This window comes from Bacillus sp. z26 (assembly GCF_058313635.1).
Map to the genome: position 1 here is coordinate 848,505 of NZ_JBZFQM010000002.1, position 20,157 is coordinate 868,661.

The 20,157-nt window shown below is 35.7% G+C and carries 22 protein-coding genes and 1 pseudogene; 5 read left to right on the forward strand and 18 right to left on the reverse strand.

All coding sequences use genetic code 11. The annotated features are described in order from the left end of the window. Window positions 1-222: 222 nt before the first annotated feature. The 5 genes from AC4G3K_RS09320 to AC4G3K_RS09340 form a co-directional block, all read right to left on the reverse strand. Window positions 223-2,304: a class I SAM-dependent methyltransferase gene (locus AC4G3K_RS09320; protein WP_491133141.1), complete on the reverse strand. Its 2,082-nt coding sequence runs from the start codon at window positions 2,302-2,304 to the stop codon at window positions 223-225. 240 nt (window positions 2,305-2,544) lie between these two features. Further along, window positions 2,545-3,045, reverse strand: coding sequence for a GNAT family N-acetyltransferase (locus tag AC4G3K_RS09325; RefSeq protein WP_491076452.1), 501 nt, complete (start codon window positions 3,043-3,045; stop codon window positions 2,545-2,547). Between the two features lie 250 nt (window positions 3,046-3,295). Beyond that, window positions 3,296-4,111: a ZIP family metal transporter gene (locus AC4G3K_RS09330; protein WP_491076451.1), complete on the reverse strand. Its 816-nt coding sequence runs from the start codon at window positions 4,109-4,111 to the stop codon at window positions 3,296-3,298. 710 nt (window positions 4,112-4,821) lie between these two features. Next, window positions 4,822-5,532 (reverse strand): B3/B4 domain-containing protein, encoded by a 711-nt coding sequence (locus AC4G3K_RS09335; RefSeq protein WP_491133142.1) that lies wholly within the window; start codon window positions 5,530-5,532, stop codon window positions 4,822-4,824. A gap of 292 nt (window positions 5,533-5,824) precedes the next feature. Then, entirely contained in the window at window positions 5,825-6,208 is a 384-nt protein-coding gene (locus AC4G3K_RS09340) for a nuclear transport factor 2 family protein (protein WP_491133143.1), read from the reverse strand. Window positions 6,209-6,500: 292 nt separating this feature from the next. Here AC4G3K_RS09340 and AC4G3K_RS09345 point away from each other — a divergent pair, with 292 nt between their 5' ends. After that, a complete protein-coding gene (locus AC4G3K_RS09345; RefSeq protein WP_491076448.1) occupies window positions 6,501-6,794 on the forward strand; it encodes a hypothetical protein in 294 nt (97 codons plus the stop codon). Window positions 6,795-6,864: 70 nt separating this feature from the next. Here AC4G3K_RS09345 and AC4G3K_RS09350 read toward each other — a convergent pair whose 3' ends face one another. The 7 genes from AC4G3K_RS09350 to AC4G3K_RS09380 all read right to left on the reverse strand — a co-directional run bounded on the left by AC4G3K_RS09350 (window position 6,865) and on the right by AC4G3K_RS09380 (window position 12,397). Next, window positions 6,865-7,731 carry an aminoglycoside phosphotransferase family protein gene (locus AC4G3K_RS09350; protein WP_491133144.1) on the reverse strand — a complete coding sequence of 289 codons (867 nt, stop codon included), beginning with the start codon at window positions 7,729-7,731 and terminating at the stop codon, window positions 6,865-6,867. Between the two features lie 80 nt (window positions 7,732-7,811). Beyond that, window positions 7,812-8,015: a hypothetical protein gene (locus AC4G3K_RS09355; RefSeq protein WP_491076446.1), complete on the reverse strand. Its 204-nt coding sequence runs from the start codon at window positions 8,013-8,015 to the stop codon at window positions 7,812-7,814. Window positions 8,016-8,599: 584 nt separating this feature from the next. Further along, window positions 8,600-9,037: a GNAT family N-acetyltransferase gene (locus AC4G3K_RS09360; protein WP_491076445.1), complete on the reverse strand. Its 438-nt coding sequence runs from the start codon at window positions 9,035-9,037 to the stop codon at window positions 8,600-8,602. A gap of 105 nt (window positions 9,038-9,142) precedes the next feature. Further along, the gene (locus AC4G3K_RS09365; protein WP_491076444.1) at window positions 9,143-9,862 is read right to left on the reverse strand and encodes a nucleotidyltransferase domain-containing protein; all 720 of its coding nucleotides are present in this window, start codon (window positions 9,860-9,862) and stop codon (window positions 9,143-9,145) included. A gap of 120 nt (window positions 9,863-9,982) precedes the next feature. Next, the gene (locus tag AC4G3K_RS09370) at window positions 9,983-10,519 is read right to left on the reverse strand and encodes a GNAT family N-acetyltransferase (protein ID WP_491133145.1); all 537 of its coding nucleotides are present in this window, start codon (window positions 10,517-10,519) and stop codon (window positions 9,983-9,985) included. 290 nt (window positions 10,520-10,809) lie between these two features. Further along, window positions 10,810-11,565, reverse strand: a complete 756-nt coding sequence (locus tag AC4G3K_RS09375) for an SDR family oxidoreductase (protein WP_491133146.1) — start codon at window positions 11,563-11,565, stop codon at window positions 10,810-10,812. Between the two features lie 517 nt (window positions 11,566-12,082). Further along, the gene (locus AC4G3K_RS09380; protein ID WP_491076441.1) at window positions 12,083-12,397 is read right to left on the reverse strand and encodes a hypothetical protein; all 315 of its coding nucleotides are present in this window, start codon (window positions 12,395-12,397) and stop codon (window positions 12,083-12,085) included. Window positions 12,398-12,815: 418 nt separating this feature from the next. Here AC4G3K_RS09380 and AC4G3K_RS09385 point away from each other — a divergent pair, with 418 nt between their 5' ends. Next, window positions 12,816-13,223: a hypothetical protein gene (locus AC4G3K_RS09385; RefSeq protein ID WP_491133147.1), complete on the forward strand. Its 408-nt coding sequence runs from the start codon at window positions 12,816-12,818 to the stop codon at window positions 13,221-13,223. Window positions 13,224-13,284: 61 nt separating this feature from the next. On the opposite strand, the pseudogene AC4G3K_RS09390 reads toward AC4G3K_RS09385, so the two are convergent. Together AC4G3K_RS09390 and AC4G3K_RS09395 are read right to left on the reverse strand one after the other, a co-directional pair. Then, window positions 13,285-13,560: pseudogene (locus AC4G3K_RS09390) on the reverse strand (ABC transporter ATP-binding protein); the annotation flags it as partial. Between the two features lie 36 nt (window positions 13,561-13,596). Then, the gene (locus AC4G3K_RS09395; protein ID WP_491133148.1) at window positions 13,597-13,821 is read right to left on the reverse strand and encodes a hypothetical protein; all 225 of its coding nucleotides are present in this window, start codon (window positions 13,819-13,821) and stop codon (window positions 13,597-13,599) included. Between the two features lie 134 nt (window positions 13,822-13,955). Between AC4G3K_RS09395 and AC4G3K_RS09400 the strand changes: the two genes are divergently transcribed. Both AC4G3K_RS09400 and AC4G3K_RS09405 read left to right on the forward strand, forming a co-directional pair. After that, window positions 13,956-14,339: a MerR family transcriptional regulator gene (locus AC4G3K_RS09400; RefSeq protein ID WP_491133149.1), complete on the forward strand. Its 384-nt coding sequence runs from the start codon at window positions 13,956-13,958 to the stop codon at window positions 14,337-14,339. Between the two features lie 15 nt (window positions 14,340-14,354). Continuing rightward, a complete protein-coding gene (locus tag AC4G3K_RS09405) occupies window positions 14,355-15,173 on the forward strand; it encodes an SDR family oxidoreductase (protein ID WP_491133150.1) in 819 nt (272 codons plus the stop codon). A gap of 187 nt (window positions 15,174-15,360) precedes the next feature. On the opposite strand, the gene AC4G3K_RS09410 is transcribed toward AC4G3K_RS09405, so the two are convergent. The 4 genes from AC4G3K_RS09410 to AC4G3K_RS09425 form a co-directional block, all read right to left on the reverse strand. Next, on the reverse strand, window positions 15,361-15,777 hold the full coding sequence (locus AC4G3K_RS09410; RefSeq protein WP_491133151.1) for a small multi-drug export protein: 417 nt from the start codon (window positions 15,775-15,777) through the stop codon (window positions 15,361-15,363). 101 nt (window positions 15,778-15,878) lie between these two features. After that, window positions 15,879-17,432 (reverse strand): fatty acid--CoA ligase family protein, encoded by a 1,554-nt coding sequence (locus AC4G3K_RS09415; protein ID WP_491133152.1) that lies wholly within the window; start codon window positions 17,430-17,432, stop codon window positions 15,879-15,881. A 299-nt stretch (window positions 17,433-17,731) separates the two neighbouring features. Beyond that, window positions 17,732-18,721 (reverse strand): lipoate--protein ligase, encoded by a 990-nt coding sequence (lplA, locus tag AC4G3K_RS09420; RefSeq protein WP_491133153.1) that lies wholly within the window; start codon window positions 18,719-18,721, stop codon window positions 17,732-17,734. A gap of 17 nt (window positions 18,722-18,738) precedes the next feature. Beyond that, on the reverse strand, window positions 18,739-19,473 hold the full coding sequence (locus AC4G3K_RS09425; RefSeq protein ID WP_491076434.1) for an MBL fold metallo-hydrolase: 735 nt from the start codon (window positions 19,471-19,473) through the stop codon (window positions 18,739-18,741). Window positions 19,474-19,824: 351 nt separating this feature from the next. On the opposite strand from AC4G3K_RS09425, the gene yhfH reads away from it, so the two are divergent. Further along, window positions 19,825-19,959 (forward strand): protein YhfH, encoded by a 135-nt coding sequence (gene yhfH / locus AC4G3K_RS09430; RefSeq protein ID WP_491076433.1) that lies wholly within the window; start codon window positions 19,825-19,827, stop codon window positions 19,957-19,959. Window positions 19,960-20,157 lie beyond the last annotated feature (198 nt).

Here is a 20,157-nt window from a genome sequence, read left to right on the forward strand (position 1 = left end):
TCAGAAATAATCTCAGCTTTTTTTCCTGGTGCCTTCATCAAAAAAACGTTAATCCTGATAAGGGGATCAACGCCTTGTTTGTTTAAAAACATTTAGCTCCTCAAATGCTGAAAAATTAAATAATCAAAGGGAATAGATTATAAAATAACCTTAAGGTCTAAAGCTTCTATATTATCTATCTGAAATTTTCCTCTTCCATTCGAAATGATAGCTTATTTAAGATTATTTTTCTTTTAATTTTTTCTGAATCACAATTAAGCAAGTTGAATCCGGTAATGGAACGGGACGATATGTTTCATCTAAAAACTCTATCTTCGAATCCAAGGCATGTGTGTATCCTTTCTGCAAATAATGCTGGTTGACCAAGATTTCGGCATCCTCTCCTAAAGTCTCCTTGATTAAAACTTCATATTCCGAAGGGGTCAAATAACCAAACTGTTCTTGAACTTCATGCGGGTAGGCTTCTTCTCCCCATGTGTAGGTATAAAGAAATTCCATGCAATCATTGATCCGCATTTTAACTTCATTATGTCCCGCCACTTCATAAGAAATGGCCCGGCCTTCAAAATCCTTACTATACCGCTCAAGAATCTCTAAATCGTCGGAATCTCGGAAACGGATAATTCGTGAGACCTCTTTTGGCTCAGTCATAATACCGTCACGGATGATAATTCTCCCACCTTGACGTAACATTCGAAAAGCACCTTGAAGTGCTTTTCGAATAGTTTTCATATTAAATTTGGTTTCATCTGTCTCAATATAAGAATAGAGCTCATGCAGGATAGAACAAAAAATGATCGTATCCACAGGTTGATCCAAATCCTGTTCAAGATCTAACGCATTTCCGAACTGAACTGTCCACGGTAATTGCTCCTTTTGAATTCGTTTTTCGAGGGACTCTATCACATTTTTGCTAAAATCTATGCCGAATGCGTTCGCCTTTGGATATCGTTTTACGATTTCATCCAGCAACGCTCCGCCTCCCGGACCGATATCCGCAATGTCCGTTCCTGTGATATAGTCCAAGATGACCCTTTTGAAATCAATGGTCTGATTCATAGTCTCCAGATACTCCTCTTCGTTGTGAAAGCGGTCAAACTGATCTCTTCGTAACTCAAAGAAGTCATACAAGAGGAGTATAGCTTTTTCAAAGAAAGTTCCATATTTCTCTGATTCCACGCAAAATTCAATCAGTTTCTGGCTGGGTGGGCTAAAAACAAAACGAAAGAACACTGTATCGCTCATCTTTCCTTTTTTCTCCACCAGAACCGATACATGCGGATTATCTTTAATTTCTCCTGCCAACAAATCATCAAATGTACATTCAGACAAATACTTTTCGAAGATTCTTTTTTTAAATAGATTGACTTTTTTCTTCCCTTTATGATCATAATACAGTTCCTTCATGAGTTCGGAAAAATTAATATGACTCACCTGCTCTAAGGAACTTTTTCTGCTGATTATAAGAAAAATCTTTGTGAACTCCTCCAATGTAAAATCCTTTAATGCTGCTTCCACATACCATAAATCACGAGAATCAAGCAGAGTTTCTATCTCCTTTTGAAGACGGATATCACGGAAAATTCGCTGAAATTCGTTATCGAAATTTTCTCCGTTTTGAATAGATTGCTGACGGAGTTTTCGGAGACGTTCTTTCCACGTGTCTCCCTGCGTGAAATTGCCCTTTACAATAGATGTCACGGCTTGTTGAACGTCTTTTTCAATCGTTTCCCATAGAGATGGACTGACCGCTGCAATAATACACTTATTCAAGAGCATGAGCAATTCAATGGATTGATTGTTTTCCCCTCCGCTCCAGCGGTGCAAAACCGGATAGAGGGATTCATTTTTCGTCAGCAAAGATTCTCCACGTATATACTGCCCCACCAAACCATGAGTGGCGATGAGAGCAGCAATCAATTCCGTATGTTCATCTGGCTTTGTCGTTTCCATTTGATAAATCTGGGCGGAACCGATATTGTGAACATACACATTGACCCCTTCCGTTACCCATCTTTTACGTTCTGAAGGGGATCCGCATTTAGCGACTTCAGCCCAAACCAGTGTTTCTTCTATTAGGTTAGTAATCTCTTCAGAGAAGTGAGATTCATTTGCTAAGATTTCGAGTGTCTTTTTGGTATAATCCCATACCGGATTCTTTGGAATCCTCTCTAGCGCTTCCACGTTTTCCATGTTGACGGGGTGTTCTTTCGTTAATAGTAAGTACTTGGCCCAATGATTAGTTTTTAGCCATCCTCGCTCCTTGCATTCGATTTTATTCATGATTTCCACGCTTTTTACCATCTTTCTGCCTCAAACCTTCCTAGTATTCTCTACATTTTTCAGTAAACCTAATTATCTGAAATTCTACTGTATATTACTCTAGAACCTTTGCTTGATTACTATCCTCTGTGAGTATAGACGTAACAAAACCTATAAATTCTATCCGGTTCTTTTTAATAAGAGGTGTAACTTTTGATAGAATAATAAAAAGGAAAGAAAAGATTATGCTCGTGTTTGTTTAGAACAATCTCTTAAATATGATTAGCAACAGTATACAAAGACTTCTTTTCCCTTTAGATTTATTTCTTTTTCAAATTGCATACCAATTTTTTTAGCAACTTTTTGAGACGCTATATGATCTTTTTGAATAAGCGCAATCATTTTTTCAATCTTAAGTTTGTTTTTTCCATATTCCATTAACACTCTGGCTGCTTCAGTTGCAAACCCTCTCCCCCAGTATTCTTGCGATATCCAATAACCTATTTCAATTTCTTGTTTACCATTTATAATTTGGGGCACCAACCCTGCATGGCCAACGCGCTTCTTACTTTCTTTGTCTAAAATGAGTTTCAAACCATAATGAGGATCGAAGGAATATGTATCATAAATCCATTCTGTAAATTTTTTGATTCCTTCATTATCTCTTATTTGTCCGTTCCCTATATAGCGCACCATATTCGGGTTGGTCAAAAGTGACTCAAGAAAAGCCAAATCATGATCATTGTATGGTCGCAACCATAATCGTTCCGATAAGATTTCCATCATAAAACCTCACTTATAGAGCCATTTTGATTTGTCATACATGGGTAACTGCCTATATTCTCATACTTAAATTCGCCAAAAAAGGCTCCAATCCTTCTTGTATCCAATCTTCATACACCAAGTACATTGATTTATATTCTTCAATGTAAAAGTACGGGCAAATAAAAAAGCAGCCCGATAATTTATTTAATCGACTGCTTAGTTAACCCAGTTATACTGTTTAACGATCTTGTATAAGAAAAAATTCAAGTTATCCCAATGCTACATCAAGTATCATCATTAATGTGAAGCCAATCATTAAACTCATGGATGCTAAATCCTTATTACCCTTTTCTTGTGAACTTGGAATTACTTCTTCAGCTACAACAAATATCATGGCTCCAGCGGCAAAGCTCAGGGCATAGGGTAATAACGGTTCAATAAAGGCGACGGCAAATGCCCCAATGACGGCAGCAATTGGTTCAACCATACCTGAAAATTGTCCGTAGAAAAAGCTTTTCCTGCGAGACATCCCTTCTCCTCTTAAAGGCATTGAAACAGCCACACCTTCAGGAAAGTTTTGAATCCCGATTCCAAGAGCAAGAGTTAAAGCACCAATTAAAGAAGCTTCCGTCCCGCCATTTGCAAGAGCACCAAAAGTAATCCCAACCGCTAACCCCTCTGGGATATTATGAAGGGTGATAGCAAGAACCAATAGCGTACTCCTTTTCCTATCTTTTCGATGATATCCTTCCGCCCCACTAATAGGGGTATTTGGATGGAGATGGGGTAGGACCTTATCAATTCCCCATAAAAAAAATCCACCTAATAAAAATCCTAATGCTGCCGGAAACCAGGCCCCTATGGCATTATTCTCTGACATTTCGATGGCTGGCCCCAGAAGAGACCAATAACTGGCAGCAATCATTACGCCACCGGCAAACCCCAACATACTGTCTAATAATCGCTGGTTTATGGTCTTTGTCGCAAATACCAGAGCGGCTCCAAGTGCAGTCATTCCCCATGTAAATAAGGTGGCTAGAAATGCTTGTGTTATTGGATTGAAATTTTGAAAAAAATCTACCATTATAAAAAACTCCTATAAAGACTAAAATTAGATTAAGCTTGAAAAAATCGATAAAATCATAAGCGTATAGAATCTTAAGCGTCTTTTATTCTCAATTAATAATTAGCATGAAACCAAATCTGATTGAACGCAATAAAGTACTATATCCCCACTTACAGCTGCGATAAACCTATTATTGTCCTCTGAAACATATTCCTTAAACGCCAATTTGGATTTAATAGTACAAGGCAGTACTGGTATACGACAAGAAGAATCCCGATGTAAATTTTATCCTTCATATGTTTTTTATGGCACTCTCTTTTACTTTTTCATTTCAATCATTAAAATAATCTTCATTTATCTTCATAAGGAATACAATCTTTTTCAAGTGATCGTACCTTTGTTTTTAATCCCTCCTTTTCTATATATTTATACTAATATGACAAAACTATTGTCTGTGCTACTATAAAGAATTTAAGAAACAAATTTGGATGTAAAATTACGGATTTTTGTTATTCGAAATAAGACTACTATTCAAGGATATATTTTTGAAAATATCCCCTTTTTATTATTATTTATTTGAAATCGAGTAATTATTACCATCGTATTAATTGGTACAATTTTTCAATACACAACAAGAATAGGAAGGAGATATATAGGATACTTCGAAAGTTGGCAATAAAAAAAGAACCACTTACATAAACGTAATGGTTCAAAAATAAATAAAAAAATCAATAATTATAAGATGAATCATTTGCTGTCAAAATCAAGCTGGTGCTTTCAGTATTGTAATATGTATCAATCAGATGCTTCAATTCATTCATGGCTTGATTAGCCCTTTCCGCTTGCTCTTTGTTGATCGATTCAATGAAAAGGATAGCATCGGTCGTATCACGAGTTAGCATTGTTCTTTGAGCTTCTCTCCAATTTAAACATCTGCAAATAGCACCAACTTGATCATAATAAATGATTTCCTCCGGTAAAGCCGGTGAATCATGATCAGCACCGATTGGCAGGAATGGTTCTCCACCCTTTGCTTTTCCAAGATGCACATCACCAATAATTGAATTTATATCCTCGCCACCACAGGGAACTGCATATTTTAGAGAAACACTGTTGTACATATCCACCAAAGGATTAATAGGCAAAAATTCTTTATTTTGATTGACTCTTTTTAACAATGCTTCAATGGATGATCGAGTACCCTTCTTCGTTTTGAAATTGCCAAATGCTTTACGCCATTCAGCGATAACTTGATTTTGGCTAAATGTATCTTCTGTTAAAAATGCAGTAGCTTCTTTAGTCGCTCTATTAAGAAGTTCAGAGAAATAATCATAATTTTCTTCTAAATACTTATTTTTTATATTTCTTACAATTAACATATTAATTTGAGCATTGGGGAACACCTCCCAAAATTCAGTATCAACTATAAACTTTCCCATTACATAACCCTCCACTTCAAAGCTTTTAATAATGAAAGGACCTACTAAAAATCAAATCAATAATTTGTCGTTCATTATCCATATCTCAAGTTTAAACAAATTTTAATTCAATGGTATTTTCTCCTTTTCCCAAATACCCAGCCGTATAACCTTCTTCTTTTTTCCAATGGTTAATTCCAATCTCTTTTAATCAGGCAGTTTCCAAGTCCGTTTCTTTTAAATTTCACTCTTAAAATAGCCGTGCATCGAGAAAAGGCTTTGTTCCTAATACACCATTAGCTAATTTGCATCCTCAAGGAGTGGTGTCCTTAAGAACTTCCCTTAATTGTAGTGGCGAAATGGTTCCTTGATGAAAAAATAATTGCCATCTTCCATTAATTAATTTCCATATAGAGCTTCGAAATGTGTTACGAGCTCTTGTTTTATCTACAATAAAATAGGTAGATAAAACGACATCTGATGCTAACGGATAAATTTCATAATTATAGAGTGACATCTCAGTTAAAGCAACTCTGGTTTCAAGGCATGCTTTTTTATCAAACATATAACCCGAACTACCGATTTCAAAAAAATCTTCAGCTAGTATTTGATCTAATTTTTCTCGACTATTACGGACTTCAAAATTAATATGACTTTCCTCTAGTTCTTTTAAAAGCTCTTTTAAATTTACATCCATTGGAATTGCCCCTTTACTATACGTTTTACTATGATTATCCAATTTCTCCTGAGTTAATTGAATATTTTTCTGTATTTCTTCAAATGTTAATAAAAGAGGTGAGGAAAATGAAAAATAATCAAGGCCAATCCAATGATTAGATTCAGCTACGAAATCAGGGAAAGACGTAAAAAAAAACGGTGATTCTCTTTTATAACAACATATCCTCACTGTAAATAGCCGCCAAGGTTCACCTTTCTAATCGAATAATGAATAATCAAAATTACAATTGCAAAATAGAAGGAGAAAACGGATGACAGAGTATAGTAAGGATGCTATTCAAATAAAAATGGAGCAAATTTTATCTCATACATGCGGCTCTTTTGAAAATTGTACGGAAGCCAATATACAGACTTTTTTAACACAATGCTATGAAGAAAACATTGATCCGCAATATTGCTTAAGCTGGGTTTCGGAACATAATGCAAAAATCCCCAATTGGCCTAATGTATCTAAAATTTCTCAGGAGTGGATTAATGGACACACCTCCACTGGCTCCGCCTTTCTACTCAACCTTGAAGACGAGATGCACTTCGGCAAAAGCTAAGCTGTCCACTGGACAGCTTTTCTGGCGCTAACTAATATGGCTATGATAAACAATGCATATCTTCCTCATTTCAAAGCACCAGTTTTTTTAAAATGGCCAGATTTTCTTCAAAAAATACAGCATGTTTTTCGATTCCGCGCTTCTTACACCACCCAATACTATTGAAGGCATCTGTAAAGCGATAAAAAGGTAAGACAATTCCTAAATCAATTAAAGGCCGGATACTTTTATAGCCTTTTTTATAAGCTTGGTATAGGGAATGATCATAGTTTAAAAAATCACGATACAGTTTAGTGAAATCGATTTCAGTTGAACCAAATCGTACAGATTCAAAATCGATGATTCCTGAGACTTGATCACCATCCATTATGATATTTGCCGGGCGAAAATCCATATGTACTAAGCTAGGCCCATCTGGATCAGGGAGTAGTTTTTTCATTACTTCAAACTTTTCTATGGATTGTTTATATAAACTTTCATCTAGAACATCTCTTACATGTTCAGCAAAACTATAAAATTTAGCTTCTATAAAATTAGACCAGTTTGGAAATTCATTTTGTATGGCAGTTAACTCCTTCTCGGCAGGTGGCTGTGTGGAATGCATCGAAGCATGAATAACCCCGACTTGATAGGCTGCTTTTCGTGAAACCTGGTTGGTTAAGGATTGTCCTTTTAATTCGGATAATAAAAAAGCACCCGGACAATTCTCATCACCAGACCAACAGTCTAACATCTCCGGAATTACAACCCTTCCTTTCAAAATCTCATACGCTTCTAATTCCCGCTGAAACTTCAATTTTGTATATGGAATTTTGATAAAAATATTTTCGGCATTAAGCAAATTACATTTATAGACTGTTGAACTATAAGAATTCTCAACCTCATTTATGGATAATACCTGCAATCCAAATTGTTCAATGACACGTTTTATGATCAAAATCGCCTCCACATTTTCCTTATACATGTTTGAAATCAAAGACATAAGATAATCTCTTGATAAAATAAATTCACATTAAATCAGCTTTTACTATTTTCTTCTAAAGACTTCTCTTCTTTTTGCTTATCTTCATAATCCTTTGCATAGCCCCTTAATAGCGTGGATAAAATTGCCCCAGTTATTGTCAAGAATATATTTAATGAAGGGTTTTCAAACATCCAGATGCAAATAATCGAAGGTACACAGAAAATAATTAAAATGGTATACATTTTTTTGTTAGTCATCTCTATCTCTCCCTCTTTATCTGGTGAGATTTAATGGTTATGTTGAAGAAAGACTTCTTTTTTAAAGAAGATTTTCTTTCATTCAAGTTTGTTTCGCAGCCACATACGTTTTCAGCATGTCCTCAAACAAAGTACGAATTATTTAAGGATAAATACTCAATATTCAAAAACTCAAATATACTGCCATTTGTTGATAAGGTGATTTCTTTTTATGATCTATGATCTGGAAGTGGATAAAGAGGATTTAGATGGATATTTATTATCATAATGTAAAGTAAAAGCAATCTTCAGAAGTCTCTCTTCCTCCCTACAGCAGCATTTGAAGTAGAATTATCCACCACTTTATACTGAAATGATTCGACTCGCGTTCTTCGATTTTCACGATGAATCCAACACGCAGTGCTTTTCAAGATTTTTATGGTCCCAAAAATAAAAGATGAAAGATTTCGATAATTTTACTTACGGTATTGATAGTGTATATGTGGACTCATAATTAGTACAAACAGAATTAATAGTTATAGTCTGGGTCGTTTTAATTATGCTTGATTATACGCGTACTAACGGCCTAGTAGTGGAGAATATCTTTATTTTAAAGATTTCTTAAATACATAACTTACTTTGTCATAGTTCATACGCTCTTCATAAAAACGATGTGCATCTTTACGCTGTAACCCTGATGATAAGGATATAGTTTCATAGTTGTTTTCCCATGCCCAATGATGGACATATGTAAGTAGTTGTTCACCATAGCCATTTGAACGCTTATTCGTATCCGTTACCAGATCACATACCCAAACAAATCGGCCATTATAAAGGGTGATCATCGGTTTAAAACCAATTACCGCAACAATTTGACCGTCATCAACTAGAGAATACATTTTGTATCTATCGTTTTCTTGTGCATCCAGCACTAAATTTACATATGTATATTCATCAAGATGTGTTCGTAGCTGCTTCATAACCGGAAAAGCTTCCAGTATTTCATTTTTTGATTGAAGTTCTTTAATCATGACTGTAACCATCCCCCTTTTTTTACATCTGAATATTCCGTTAATTTTGTTTAATATATCTCTTGACTTGCTCCCTATATCTAATAATGACTTTAACTAATCTCCCTCATAAGGTTCTTACTTTTTTCCTAATGAAAATCCGTGAAATAACTGTCCACCAAAGGGTTTTAATACACCTTCAACTAATTGTATGACTTGGTTTTTCTCACCTGTCTGATAAAAACAATCAAAAGCTTCTACAAATTGGTTTGTGAAATGTTCGTCTAATTGTTTTAAAGAGCGAACCATCCACTTAGATGTACCAATCCATTTTCGATTTGTTCGTAATACAAATTCACTTACCAATTCAGCAAGCGCATTGGCTATAAAAAGCTCCTCTGCCCGATTCGTACAGCCTTTAAAATCATCAAGAACATCCGTAATAAAATAACGCTTTATATTAATCATTTCGGCTGACCATTCTTCTGGACCTTTTCCCAGTATTTCTTTAGCTTCTTTTTTAATTGAATCAATTATTCCATCATCCTTTAAAACTACGCCTTCCGAAACCATTCTTGGCAGTGAAGGCCTTGCTCTTTCACAATCACTTTCAAAAAACGGTTTATAAGAGGTTAAATTATGTACAAAGATTTCAATAGGCCAATCAAGTTCTATTAATGATTCTCGATAAGATGAACTGATACTTTTGTCAAAAATAACAATATCTAGGTCAGATGTTGCAGTTGCCTCACCCCGAACAACACTGCCTGCCAATAGAGCTCCCTCACAGTTTGGAAAATAATTTTTAATAAACTGTTGGGCGGCTTCAATTGGGTTTAACTTTTTAATTGGATCCATTGACGCACCTCTGATTCGATAAATATCCTTATTTGATTCTCCACCGAGGAAGAAAACACCTTCTAATTCACGCTTTTTTTGTTAAGAAAAATGAACTGGTTCACAGCTTTCGATTTATAATTATTTCATAGTTTCCCATTCTTCTCTCAGTAACCCCATTCTAATAGAATCATAATACTCATTATTATAGAAACGACACTTTCTTAATCTCGCTTCCATTTGCATCCCTAATTTTTCGCCAACTTTAATCATTCTGTGATTACCAGACCAGGTTGTGTATCCCACGCGTACTAAAGGCATTGTTTCAAATAAATGGTCAATCCATATTTTTAAAGCTCTTGAACCATATCCGCCGTTCCAATATTGAGGATTATATATTCCGATGCCCATTTCTAACCACTTTGATGGTTCATGTTCCCAATAATAACTAACTGTACCGATTATTTTTCCTTCCACTTCTATTCCCCAGTAATTTTTTTGATCAATAATCTGTTGGCTTTTCTCCAAGAAATCATCATAGGTCATCGTCTTATGTTCAAAATAAGGAGCATCCCACTTTTTCCATTCTGGAGATTCTTCTTTATACACCATTTCCCACAAAGAATATAAATCTTCTTGTTTAATTGGCCGTATAACTAATTTATTTCCCTCAAACATATGTATAACCTGCCTTCCTTTGAACATTCTTGTATGCATGCCAAACCAATATACTAAACTACCTTCAAACTGGTATATAAATTGAAGCCATTTCTCGATTACTTTACAAGATTCATAAATACCTACTCAATAGCAGTCAATCATGGATCCTTCCCATATAATACTGACCATCCGATAGATATATATTTATCCTTTTTCAAAAACTCATCCACTTCAATTATAAGGATTGATTGCTTTTCGATTTGATCTCCAATCGTAAACTTTAAATAAACTTTCTTATTAATAGCCTTTTAACCACGTATGAATCCGCCTTCTGAATGAATGACTTGACCAGTTAACCACTCCCCATCCTCGGACACAAGGAAACCAATCATACGGGCGACATCCTCAGGTACACCGATCCGTCCCAATGGGAACTTTGGTAAGAGCTGCTCCCGAATTCCATCTGTCATACAAGTTGAGTCGGTTGGACCCGGGTTTATGGCATTTACCGTAATCCCTAATGGAGCTAGTTCAGCAGACAATGATCGAGTAAATGCAGAAATGGCTCCTTTTGTAGCTGCATAGGCTAATTCACTAGGCATTGCGCCAAGTTCCTGTCCTGATGTAATATTAATGATTCGTCCTGTTTGATATCCAGCTTTTTCAAAGCGCCGAGCAAACTCCACACATAGTAGAAAAGTAGTTCTCATATTAACAGCATAGTGATCATCCAGTATTTTAGCATCGAAATTCAAATATCCATCTCTTGTAGAATGAGCAGCATTATTGATTAAAATGGACGGTACTCCTAATTCCACAGAAACGTGGTCCAATATTTCATATGCTGCATTAACATTCGCTAAATCGATCTCCATGCTATTGCAACGAACTCCGCTTGTTTGTAACTCATTACAAAAGTTTTCTGGCCATTCCTGATCTGCCCTCCAGTGCGTAAAGTAGATATCCGCTCCCTGTGACGCTAATTTCCGGCATATGGCAGTTCCAATATCTCTTGAACTGCTCGCTCCTGTTACTACAGCTGTTTTCCCATGTAAAGAAGTCATCATTTCCCTCCCCTAAATCAGGTATATGATTAATCATAATGAACAATCCAAATTTTTACAACAGACATAAAATGCAGCTTATATACAGTGATAATAAAATTATTTAATAGTGATCAAAAAAGATAAGAGCCCTGCTACATTTAGAACGTAGCAGGGCTCTTTAAACTTGTTTAAAGTTATATTTTTTTACTTTTATAAACCCTAAAGAATGAATATTAAAGTTGTTTATTTACTATAGAACGAACGCACCTGTTTGTTTACGTACTTTCTTTCACATAAATAATTTTCCTTATGAAATCTTACTGTCATGCTCCCCCTTTTTATCCAAGAAGGAAAGCATTACGTAAAAAGATCCAACCCACTCCTTGATTTCCATATAAAATCCAACACAAAAAGGAATTAATCCTTCTAAGATCAACACCCCAGTTAGTTTAAGTATATTCTTTTACAAAATTAATTGGCATTAGCTAAATGTTTCTTTCGCTTCAATATTTTATCTTTTAGGGCAGCTAAGGATTTAGTTCTCCCTCTTTTCCAAAATTTCCAAACTTCCTTTTTTCTGTTCTTTAAAATGCTCTAACTGTCTAGGAACATTAGTTACCCTGTGATATTTTGCATAGAACTCTTCCCACGCTTTTCCATCCAGACGATAATATTTTTCCAGAATATCTATGTAAGTAAACATTGCCTGTTCCACCACAATTTCAGATAACTCATATTCGCTTGGCAATTCCATATCCAATCTATCGCATAACAATTTTTGTAATCTCTTTGCGTACTTTATCTGTCCCTCAGGTATATCTAGGTTCTCATATTCCTCTTCAATGCTCATGATTATTTAGTTCCTTTCCGATTAAAAAAAGCGTAACAATTAATAAACTTATTATTAACTAAAAAAAGATGCTCGACAATACCTTCTATTATATTAAAATAATATAAAATTCACTTCTACTCAAAAGGCAAGTCAACCTATTAACTACTAAATATTATTAAAAATCATGATTTAAACTCAATTTCTTCGCATATAAAAAGCTATTATGAATAAAGATTGTGCAAAACGATATAAGCTTCTCTTAGAGATTTATGTATTCTATAGAATTTGGTATTCTTCCATCTACTAATCAATCGTTCTAGAAGCAAAAACTCTGACTACAAATCTATACTTTTTCATTGGAATTTTTTGAATATTGTAATATATTATTAGTGACCCCTATAATTGACTTATGATTAAGTTGAAAGTAGGGATATAGATGCAAGGCAATGAAAAAACATTAGGTTATGTACGAGTAGTCATTGATGAAAATGGAAAGGTAGCGCATATTTGCCCCAACACTTTACACCATCCAGACCCAAGTGAACAAGAACGTTTACAAAAAACGATTACGGTTGAAAAATTGGATGAGCTTTTATCTAGAAAAGATCATTCCTACATTGATTGTCAGGTTTTAATCGTATTCTATGAGCACAATGGCCAATTATCTGTAGAGCATTCCTTGACGATTCAACCAAAATTCAAAAGCTTCTGGAGAGAAAGAATCACAAAGAAAATTGAAAAGCATCCTGAGAGCATGCGCGATGAAATCCACATCCAGAGCCGCATCGATTTGTGGGAGGGAACATACAAAGAGACCTTTGTTCCAACGAGAAAAATTGGCTAAAATAGATAGAAACAGCAAGCTTAATGCTTGCTGTTTCTGTTTGTTTACTCCTATAAATATATTATCCCAATAAGCTGCGATCAGAGATTTGCGTATTACGTTTTAGCTTTTGGAATTCGTTCATTAATATATCAATCGTTAGCGTTTGTTTAGAGGAATGGTCTGCTTCGTAAAGAATTTCACCGCTATCCATCATGATTAATCGGTTACCCAAATCAAGAGCCTGCTGCATATTGTGGGTAACCATTAAAGTTGTCAATTTATGCTCTTCCACGATTTTCTTAGTAAGATCTGTTATCAGCTCTGCCCGTGATGGATCAAGCGCTGCTGTATGCTCCAAGGGGCCTATCGCGTTCACAGACCATCTTTTCCGTTAATTTTCATAACATTCTTCTTTAATATACTGTTCGATGTAGCCTCGCAAATTACCAAGCTGTACATCAACCATTGTTAGATTGAACTTCAATCTGCCAAGTTCCTCGTCCTCCACATACATAGCCTTCATATTGTGACTATACTCGTTTTTTAAAGGAACTAACATACGTCCTAAAGTATCAATCGCCTCAATTACTACAACAAAATGTTTATGGTGATCCATAGCCTTTATAAAACTCGTAGCAAAACACTGATTATAATCCCCTCGAAAAAATTTCCATCTTATTCCACTTAAAGTCTTGACATAGAGTGCACTCTAGCAGTTAAACTTTAAACTAACTTCATTAGAAAGGAGAAATGTACGATGTGGATCTTCTTATGAGTATGCAAATTAGTCAACTCGCCAAAGAGACTGGATTATCAATTCACACGCTTCGTTACTATGAAAAGGAAGGTATTTTCCCGCCCATAAAACGTAATGAAAACGGGATTCGGGTTTATGATTCCGAAGACGTTGAATGGATCAATTTCGCTTCCCGCCTTCGCGAAACGGGAATGAGTATTGCCGATATGAAGAAATTCGCACAACTCGTCATTCAAGGAGACGAATCTAAAAACGAGTGTATTAAAATGCTTCGTCAACAAAATATGCGAATCAAAAATCAAATGGAGCAATTAACACGCTGCACGGAACTCATAAATTACAAAATCGAGTTATATTCTTCCCCAGCAGGGGATTAGAAGGAGAAAATGAGGATGAAAACTATATTAATTACTGGTGCATCGGCAGGAATCGGGAGAGCAACGGCCTTACATTTCGCGAACCAAGGATGGAATGTAATTGCAACTATGCGTTCTCCTGAAAAAGAAACGGAATTTACCAAAGTCGAGAACATTTTGGTCACCCATCTCGACGTTGAAATCAAAGAATCCATCCACAACGCGATTGAACAAGGGATCGAGAAATTTCAGAATATTGATGTAATTATAAATAATGCTGGTTACGGTTCATTTGGTGTCTTTGAAGCTGCAACAGAAGAACAAATCCAAAGACAGTTTAACGTCAATGTTTTTGGCCCGATGCAGGTAATAAAATCGATCCTGCCTCACTTCAGAAAGAATCGTCAGGGACTTATTATCAACATTAGCTCCGGAGGAGGAAGACTCGGACTTCCGTTGTTTTCTCTTTATAATGCTTCCAAATTTGCCCTAAACGGATTTACGGAAGCTCTATTATACGAGTTAGCCCCACTCAATATTCGGGTAAAAATCGTGGAGCCGGGACGAACTAATACCGATTTTACAGGCAGATCTATGGACCCGCTGCAAGATGCCCAATTGACGAATTATAGTGAAATCGAGCAAAAAATTGGATCAGTGTACCAAAGCTTGTTTGACCCTCAACAAGTCGATTCCCCGAATCTTGTTGCCGAATTGATTTACAAGGCGGCAACCGATCCTTCCAGTCAATTGAGATACCATACCGGCGAAGAAATAATGAAGGAACGTGAAGAACTAAACGAAGATGAATTTATTAGCAATATGGCACAAAGCTTTGGTATTGATATTCCATAATATTGCAGTAAAGATGTCAAAGTACATCACTAATAGACGATGATTCTAAAAAGATATAGCGGGTAAAATATAAAAGGGTTAGCCATAACTAGCCCTCTTTTTTAACTCTGTATATACTTAAATCCAATTTATGTACCGTAATATGTATGAAGAGATCGCTGTTGTAATAGCCGACCAAACAATTAAGCTAAACCCCATCCAAGTAACTAACTACTCTGATTTTAGAAGAGCCGAACCTAAGAGTCAGTAAAGTAGTTATATCCGTCCCTAGTATGAAAGGAACCCCTAAAGCGAATAACGGCAGACCATGTTTTTCACAAATATGTCTGGCCATTGTTTCTATTTTTGTAAGATCTATTTTCCTCTTCTTTGATCTACGTTTATTAAACCATTCAGTAATTTGTCTGAAGTACATCGCATAGGCTATAACCATAACAAAATTACCTAGAAACGCAATAATTGCAACTGCTAACGGTGCCATTCCCAATGCGATACTTACTGGAATAACAGAAAACACATCTAAGAATGGTAATAAAGATATTAGAAATAATACGATATACTGCCATACGATGATTTTATAGAAAGATTGTAAAATCAGGTACAACATAATTTCAATAAAAAAGTGAGTAAAGGCTTTTTTCAGCGATAATGATTTAGAATAAAAAAATTCCCGCATCACTGCGGGTACAAGTATACGTTCTTCTTCTATTTTGTTTGTTGCAGCATAGCATTTTTTAAGGCTCTGCGGAGAATTTTACCTGTCGTATTTTTAGGAAGCTCTTCCATAAAATCAATTGATTCAGGTACTTTATATTTAGCTAAATGCTCCTGACAATAGTGGATTAACTGTTCTTCCGTTAATTCAGGATTTTTGGACACTACAAAACATTTGATGACTTCTCCAAGATTTGGATCCGGAGCCCCTATTACGGCTACTTCCGAGATTTCCGGATGGGCGAATAAGACTTCTTCCACTTCCCTTGGATAAACATTAAATCCACCGACAATGACCATGTCTTTTTTTCGGTCTACAATATAAAAATAATCTTCATCATCTTTTCGAGCTAAATCACCCGTATATAACCATCCATCTTTTATTGCCGCTGCAGTTTCTTCAGGCATTTTATAATAGCCCTTCATCACGTTTGGACCTTTGACAATTAATTCACCAACTTCACCCGGTTGAACCTCTTCACCCAGTTCATTGACTACCTTATTCTCCACATGAATAATTGATTTACCAATAGAGCCAGGTTTTCTTGGTCGATCGATTGGATTAAAGCAAGTTACAGGGGATGCTTCAGATAAACCATATCCTTCTGAAACAATTACATTAAACTTCTTCTCAAAATTCGTTAGTAAAGCAACTGGCATAGCCGAACCTCCGGAAATACAGAAGCGGAGAGTTTTAAAGCTATTTAGATTGTCTCCCGGATATTGTAAAAGGTAATTGTACATCGTCGGTACACCTGCAAATAGTGTTACTTCATATTTTTCAGCCACTCTGAATACTTCTTGAGGACTGAATTTAGGCAAAATGACTAATGTACCACCATTCAGCAATGGAGCATTCAAGGAAACCGTCAAACAAAATACATGAAACATTGGCAGCACGGTAATAACGCGATCATCTTCATTTATCTGCAGGTAATCCGCCACATCTCTGGCATTACTATAAAGATTTTTATGCGTAAGCATTGCACCTTTTGGTTTTCCCGTAGTACCTGAAGTATACAAAATGAGTGCTATGTCATTTTCCTCGACTTCCGGAGCAGAAAAATCTCCAGTTGCCATTTGAAGCACTTCTGTAAACGTTTTCATTTTATCGGTAATCGACAGGTCCTGAGGCAATTCATCTGACCCCTTACCGGTTGGACAAACTATGACATGATTGATTTCAGGCAGCATCTGTTTCATCTTCTCAAACATAGGTATTAGTAAATCTATTGTGATAACTGCTTTTACATCTCCGTTTTTTAATATGTATGCTATTTCATCAGCTGTATAGGTTGGATTAATCGGAATGGCCGTTGCCCCCAATCTCATTAATCCATACAAACCTATTATGAAATGCGGTGAGTTGCCCAATAATAGAGCGACATTATCTCCTTTGTTCACTCCCAACCGTTGAAGACCCTCTGCGAAATGTGTCACTGCTCCATTTAATTCAGTATAGCTTGTTTTCTGATCCATAAAAATATACGCGGGTTTTGTTTTAAACTTTTCTGCCGTCTCTAGAAGTTGGGTTGATAAATTCATATTATTCCCTCCCCTGATAGAAAGGTGTAAGTTTTGTTAAAATATTCTAAATACACCCAATCTTTATTATAGAAAAAGAACTAGGCATAAGCAACTATTTAAAATTAGATATATGGATTGACCAGCCATCCATATTAGAGAGCAACAAACAGTATAAAAGACCCATTCTTTAATATATTTCTACAAGAATAACACGTTTTTTTAAAATAGTTATTTAAGAAAATATAAAAAGCTTCTTAAGGCTTATTAAACCCTCAGAAGCTATTTAATCGAAAGTATTTTTCAAGTCATAATTTCATTTAATATAAAAGATTAACAAATTCCTCTGTTGTGATATTTCCGAAATAGTGGCTAACATTTACATCTTTCAATGCTTGTCCAATTTCAGCTTTAGAGAACCTCACACCAATTAATCGCTTTTCAATGTCTTCCACATCACCGACTCCAAAGAAGTCACCATATATTTTACATTCCTCAATTTTCCCTTTGGCTACATCTAAGCGAATATCAATTTGTCCAACTGGGTAACGATGAGTATGCTGAATATTAAATTTAGGTGATTTTCCATAATTCCAATCCCATTGTTGATAACGTTCTTCGGAGATTTCCATGATTTTTGTCCAATCTTCATCCGTCCATTTATATTCCTGTATGTTTTCCGTACCACCAAAAATATGTTCAAGCAGCTTTTGTCGGAATTCTTCCATGGTCAATGGGTCAGACAGAAACTCAGATATATTGGCAACTCTTGAGCGAATAGATTTAATTCCTTTAGATTTTATTTTATCTTCTTTTACCTTTAAAGCTGACACTACATTTTCAATTTCACTCGATAGCATTAACGTACCATGGCTGAACATTCTTCCCTTAGTAGCAAATTGGGCATTCCCTGAAATTTTACGCTCTCCAACCACTAAATCATTGCGGCCGCTCAGCTCAGCATTTACGCCTAATTCTTTCAATGCTTCAACTACTGGTTCAGTGAACTTCTTGTAGTTATGGAAGCTTTCACCGTCATCTTTCGTGATAAAGCTATAATTTAAATTTCCGAGGTCATGATAAACCGCTCCGCCGCCTGAAAGTCTGCGAACAACAATAATATCGTTCTCTTCCACATATTCCTCGTTGATTTCCTCAATCGTATTTTGATTTTTCCCTATAATAATAGAAGGCTGATTGATGTAAAATAATAAATACGATTCATCAATATTTAAATGTTTTAGAGCATACTCCTCAATGGCCAAATTAATGCGTGGATCTGTTATTCCTCTATTATCTAAAAATAGCATGAGTCATTCCCCCTGAATTAAATGTGAATTTTTAAACCAGTTTTGGCTAAATCAATCTCACCTGTATATACTTTAGCTGCTTGCTTTACTAGATCATTCTGATTACCGAAGTGAGGCAAATGCGTCAATATCAATTTTTGTACATTAGCATCCCTGGCTATTTGTCCAGCTTGGATACTGGTCAAATGTCCAGCCTTTTCAGCATCCATGCCTTCATAAAAATTACATTCGCACAGTAAAACATTCGCTCCCCCGAAAAAAGGAACCAATTCGGGAAAATAAGCCGTATCTGCCGTATAGGCCAATTTTTTGTTCTCAGCTTCTATCATATAAGCATAGCATGGAACAGAATGTTTTGTTTTAAGTGCTTTTATACGGAAGGGACCGATTTGAACAGATTGGCTTTCCAAAAAAGGTTGCCATACTGTTTGGTTTTTATATGTCAGTGTACCAGCTGCCGCTTTATCTTCTGTGTGGGCATAAATAGGCAATGGCTTTTTTTCATTCCCTAACATTTGATCTATTAACAGAGCATGTTGTAGTACTCCAATGTCCGCAATGTGGTCCGTATGAAAATGCGACAAAAGAACGGCATCCAACTCACTTGGTTTTATGTATTCCTGCAGTTGAGCTAATACTCCGCTTCCGCAATCGAGCAGTAATTTAAATCCCTCATGTTCGATAAGATAACCCGAACTCGCTTCTTTTTTTCCGGGAAACCCTCCCCAAAATCCAATAATCGTTAAGCGCATTCTACCCCTCCATTTTAGATCATTCCAGCTTGATTTTGTTGCACAGAATGGAACTTTACCTTTTTACAAAACAAAAGGAATAAGCTCTTGCATTCATCTATCCTTTTTCACTTTGTGCTTGCCCTCGGTGTCCCATTTCCTTTACAGAAGAGTAAACCTTAATGATGGAATCTAATAAGCTTCACACTCAATATATAACAATTAGCCTATTTTTTCATCTTTTTCAAAATTGTATTAAAACAGCGTTGACTTTCCAAATCTGTTATAATACAATGACATTATCAAACAGTTATATAACAGATTAAAATAATAAAATCTGTTATAAATCAATTAAAAACGGAGGTTTTAAACATGGTACGAAACGTTATGGAATTCTTCAGAAACTTGCCCCCTAAGAAGTGTTCAGAATGCGGTGATAACATTGAAGAACAGCACGAATGCTACGGAATCGTCTGTGATAAATGCCTGCGTCATGTATCTGAATAGTCTTTGATTAATGTTAGCAGCAATCCCCTTTAACACCGGGGTGCTCATATCGACTGTAATCTTACAGTCCCTTATTTTTTAAATTCCCTCTATTTTGCGATTTGCAAAAAACCAGCCAAAACCATTTGGCTGGATATTTTTTGTTGTTATTTACTAGCTGTAAGAAAAATTTAATCCTATATACCTTAGATTGGTCAC

What these genes read in the sequence shown, in the direction of transcription:
- AC4G3K_RS09320 (WP_491133141.1), bottom strand. Translation starts at nt 2,304, where the DNA reads ATGGTAAAAAGCGTGGAAATCATGAATAAAATCGAATGCAAGGAGCGA.
- AC4G3K_RS09325 (WP_491076452.1), bottom strand. Translation starts at nt 3,045, where the DNA reads ATGGAAATCTTATCGGAACGATTATGGTTGCGACCATACAATGATCAT.
- AC4G3K_RS09330 (WP_491076451.1), bottom strand. Translation starts at nt 4,111, where the DNA reads ATGGTAGATTTTTTTCAAAATTTCAATCCAATAACACAAGCATTTCTA.
- AC4G3K_RS09335 (WP_491133142.1), bottom strand. Translation starts at nt 5,532, where the DNA reads ATGGGAAAGTTTATAGTTGATACTGAATTTTGGGAGGTGTTCCCCAAT.
- AC4G3K_RS09340 (WP_491133143.1), bottom strand. Translation starts at nt 6,208, where the DNA reads ATGGATGTAAATTTAAAAGAGCTTTTAAAAGAACTAGAGGAAAGTCAT.
- AC4G3K_RS09345 (WP_491076448.1), top strand. Translation starts at nt 6,501, where the DNA reads ATGACAGAGTATAGTAAGGATGCTATTCAAATAAAAATGGAGCAAATT.
- AC4G3K_RS09355 (WP_491076446.1), bottom strand. Translation starts at nt 8,015, where the DNA reads ATGACTAACAAAAAAATGTATACCATTTTAATTATTTTCTGTGTACCT.
- AC4G3K_RS09360 (WP_491076445.1), bottom strand. Translation starts at nt 9,037, where the DNA reads ATGGTTACAGTCATGATTAAAGAACTTCAATCAAAAAATGAAATACTG.
- AC4G3K_RS09365 (WP_491076444.1), bottom strand. Translation starts at nt 9,862, where the DNA reads ATGGATCCAATTAAAAAGTTAAACCCAATTGAAGCCGCCCAACAGTTT.
- AC4G3K_RS09370 (WP_491133145.1), bottom strand. Translation starts at nt 10,519, where the DNA reads ATGTTTGAGGGAAATAAATTAGTTATACGGCCAATTAAACAAGAAGAT.
- AC4G3K_RS09375 (WP_491133146.1), bottom strand. Translation starts at nt 11,565, where the DNA reads ATGACTTCTTTACATGGGAAAACAGCTGTAGTAACAGGAGCGAGCAGT.
- AC4G3K_RS09380 (WP_491076441.1), bottom strand. Translation starts at nt 12,397, where the DNA reads ATGAGCATTGAAGAGGAATATGAGAACCTAGATATACCTGAGGGACAG.
- AC4G3K_RS09385 (WP_491133147.1), top strand. Translation starts at nt 12,816, where the DNA reads ATGCAAGGCAATGAAAAAACATTAGGTTATGTACGAGTAGTCATTGAT.
- AC4G3K_RS09395 (WP_491133148.1), bottom strand. Translation starts at nt 13,821, where the DNA reads ATGGATCACCATAAACATTTTGTTGTAGTAATTGAGGCGATTGATACT.
- AC4G3K_RS09400 (WP_491133149.1), top strand. Translation starts at nt 13,956, where the DNA reads ATGTACGATGTGGATCTTCTTATGAGTATGCAAATTAGTCAACTCGCC.
- AC4G3K_RS09405 (WP_491133150.1), top strand. Translation starts at nt 14,355, where the DNA reads ATGAAAACTATATTAATTACTGGTGCATCGGCAGGAATCGGGAGAGCA.
- AC4G3K_RS09415 (WP_491133152.1), bottom strand. Translation starts at nt 17,432, where the DNA reads ATGAATTTATCAACCCAACTTCTAGAGACGGCAGAAAAGTTTAAAACA.
- lplA (WP_491133153.1), bottom strand. Translation starts at nt 18,721, where the DNA reads ATGCTATTTTTAGATAATAGAGGAATAACAGATCCACGCATTAATTTG.
- AC4G3K_RS09425 (WP_491076434.1), bottom strand. Translation starts at nt 19,473, where the DNA reads ATGCGCTTAACGATTATTGGATTTTGGGGAGGGTTTCCCGGAAAAAAA.
- yhfH (WP_491076433.1), top strand. Translation starts at nt 19,825, where the DNA reads ATGGTACGAAACGTTATGGAATTCTTCAGAAACTTGCCCCCTAAGAAG.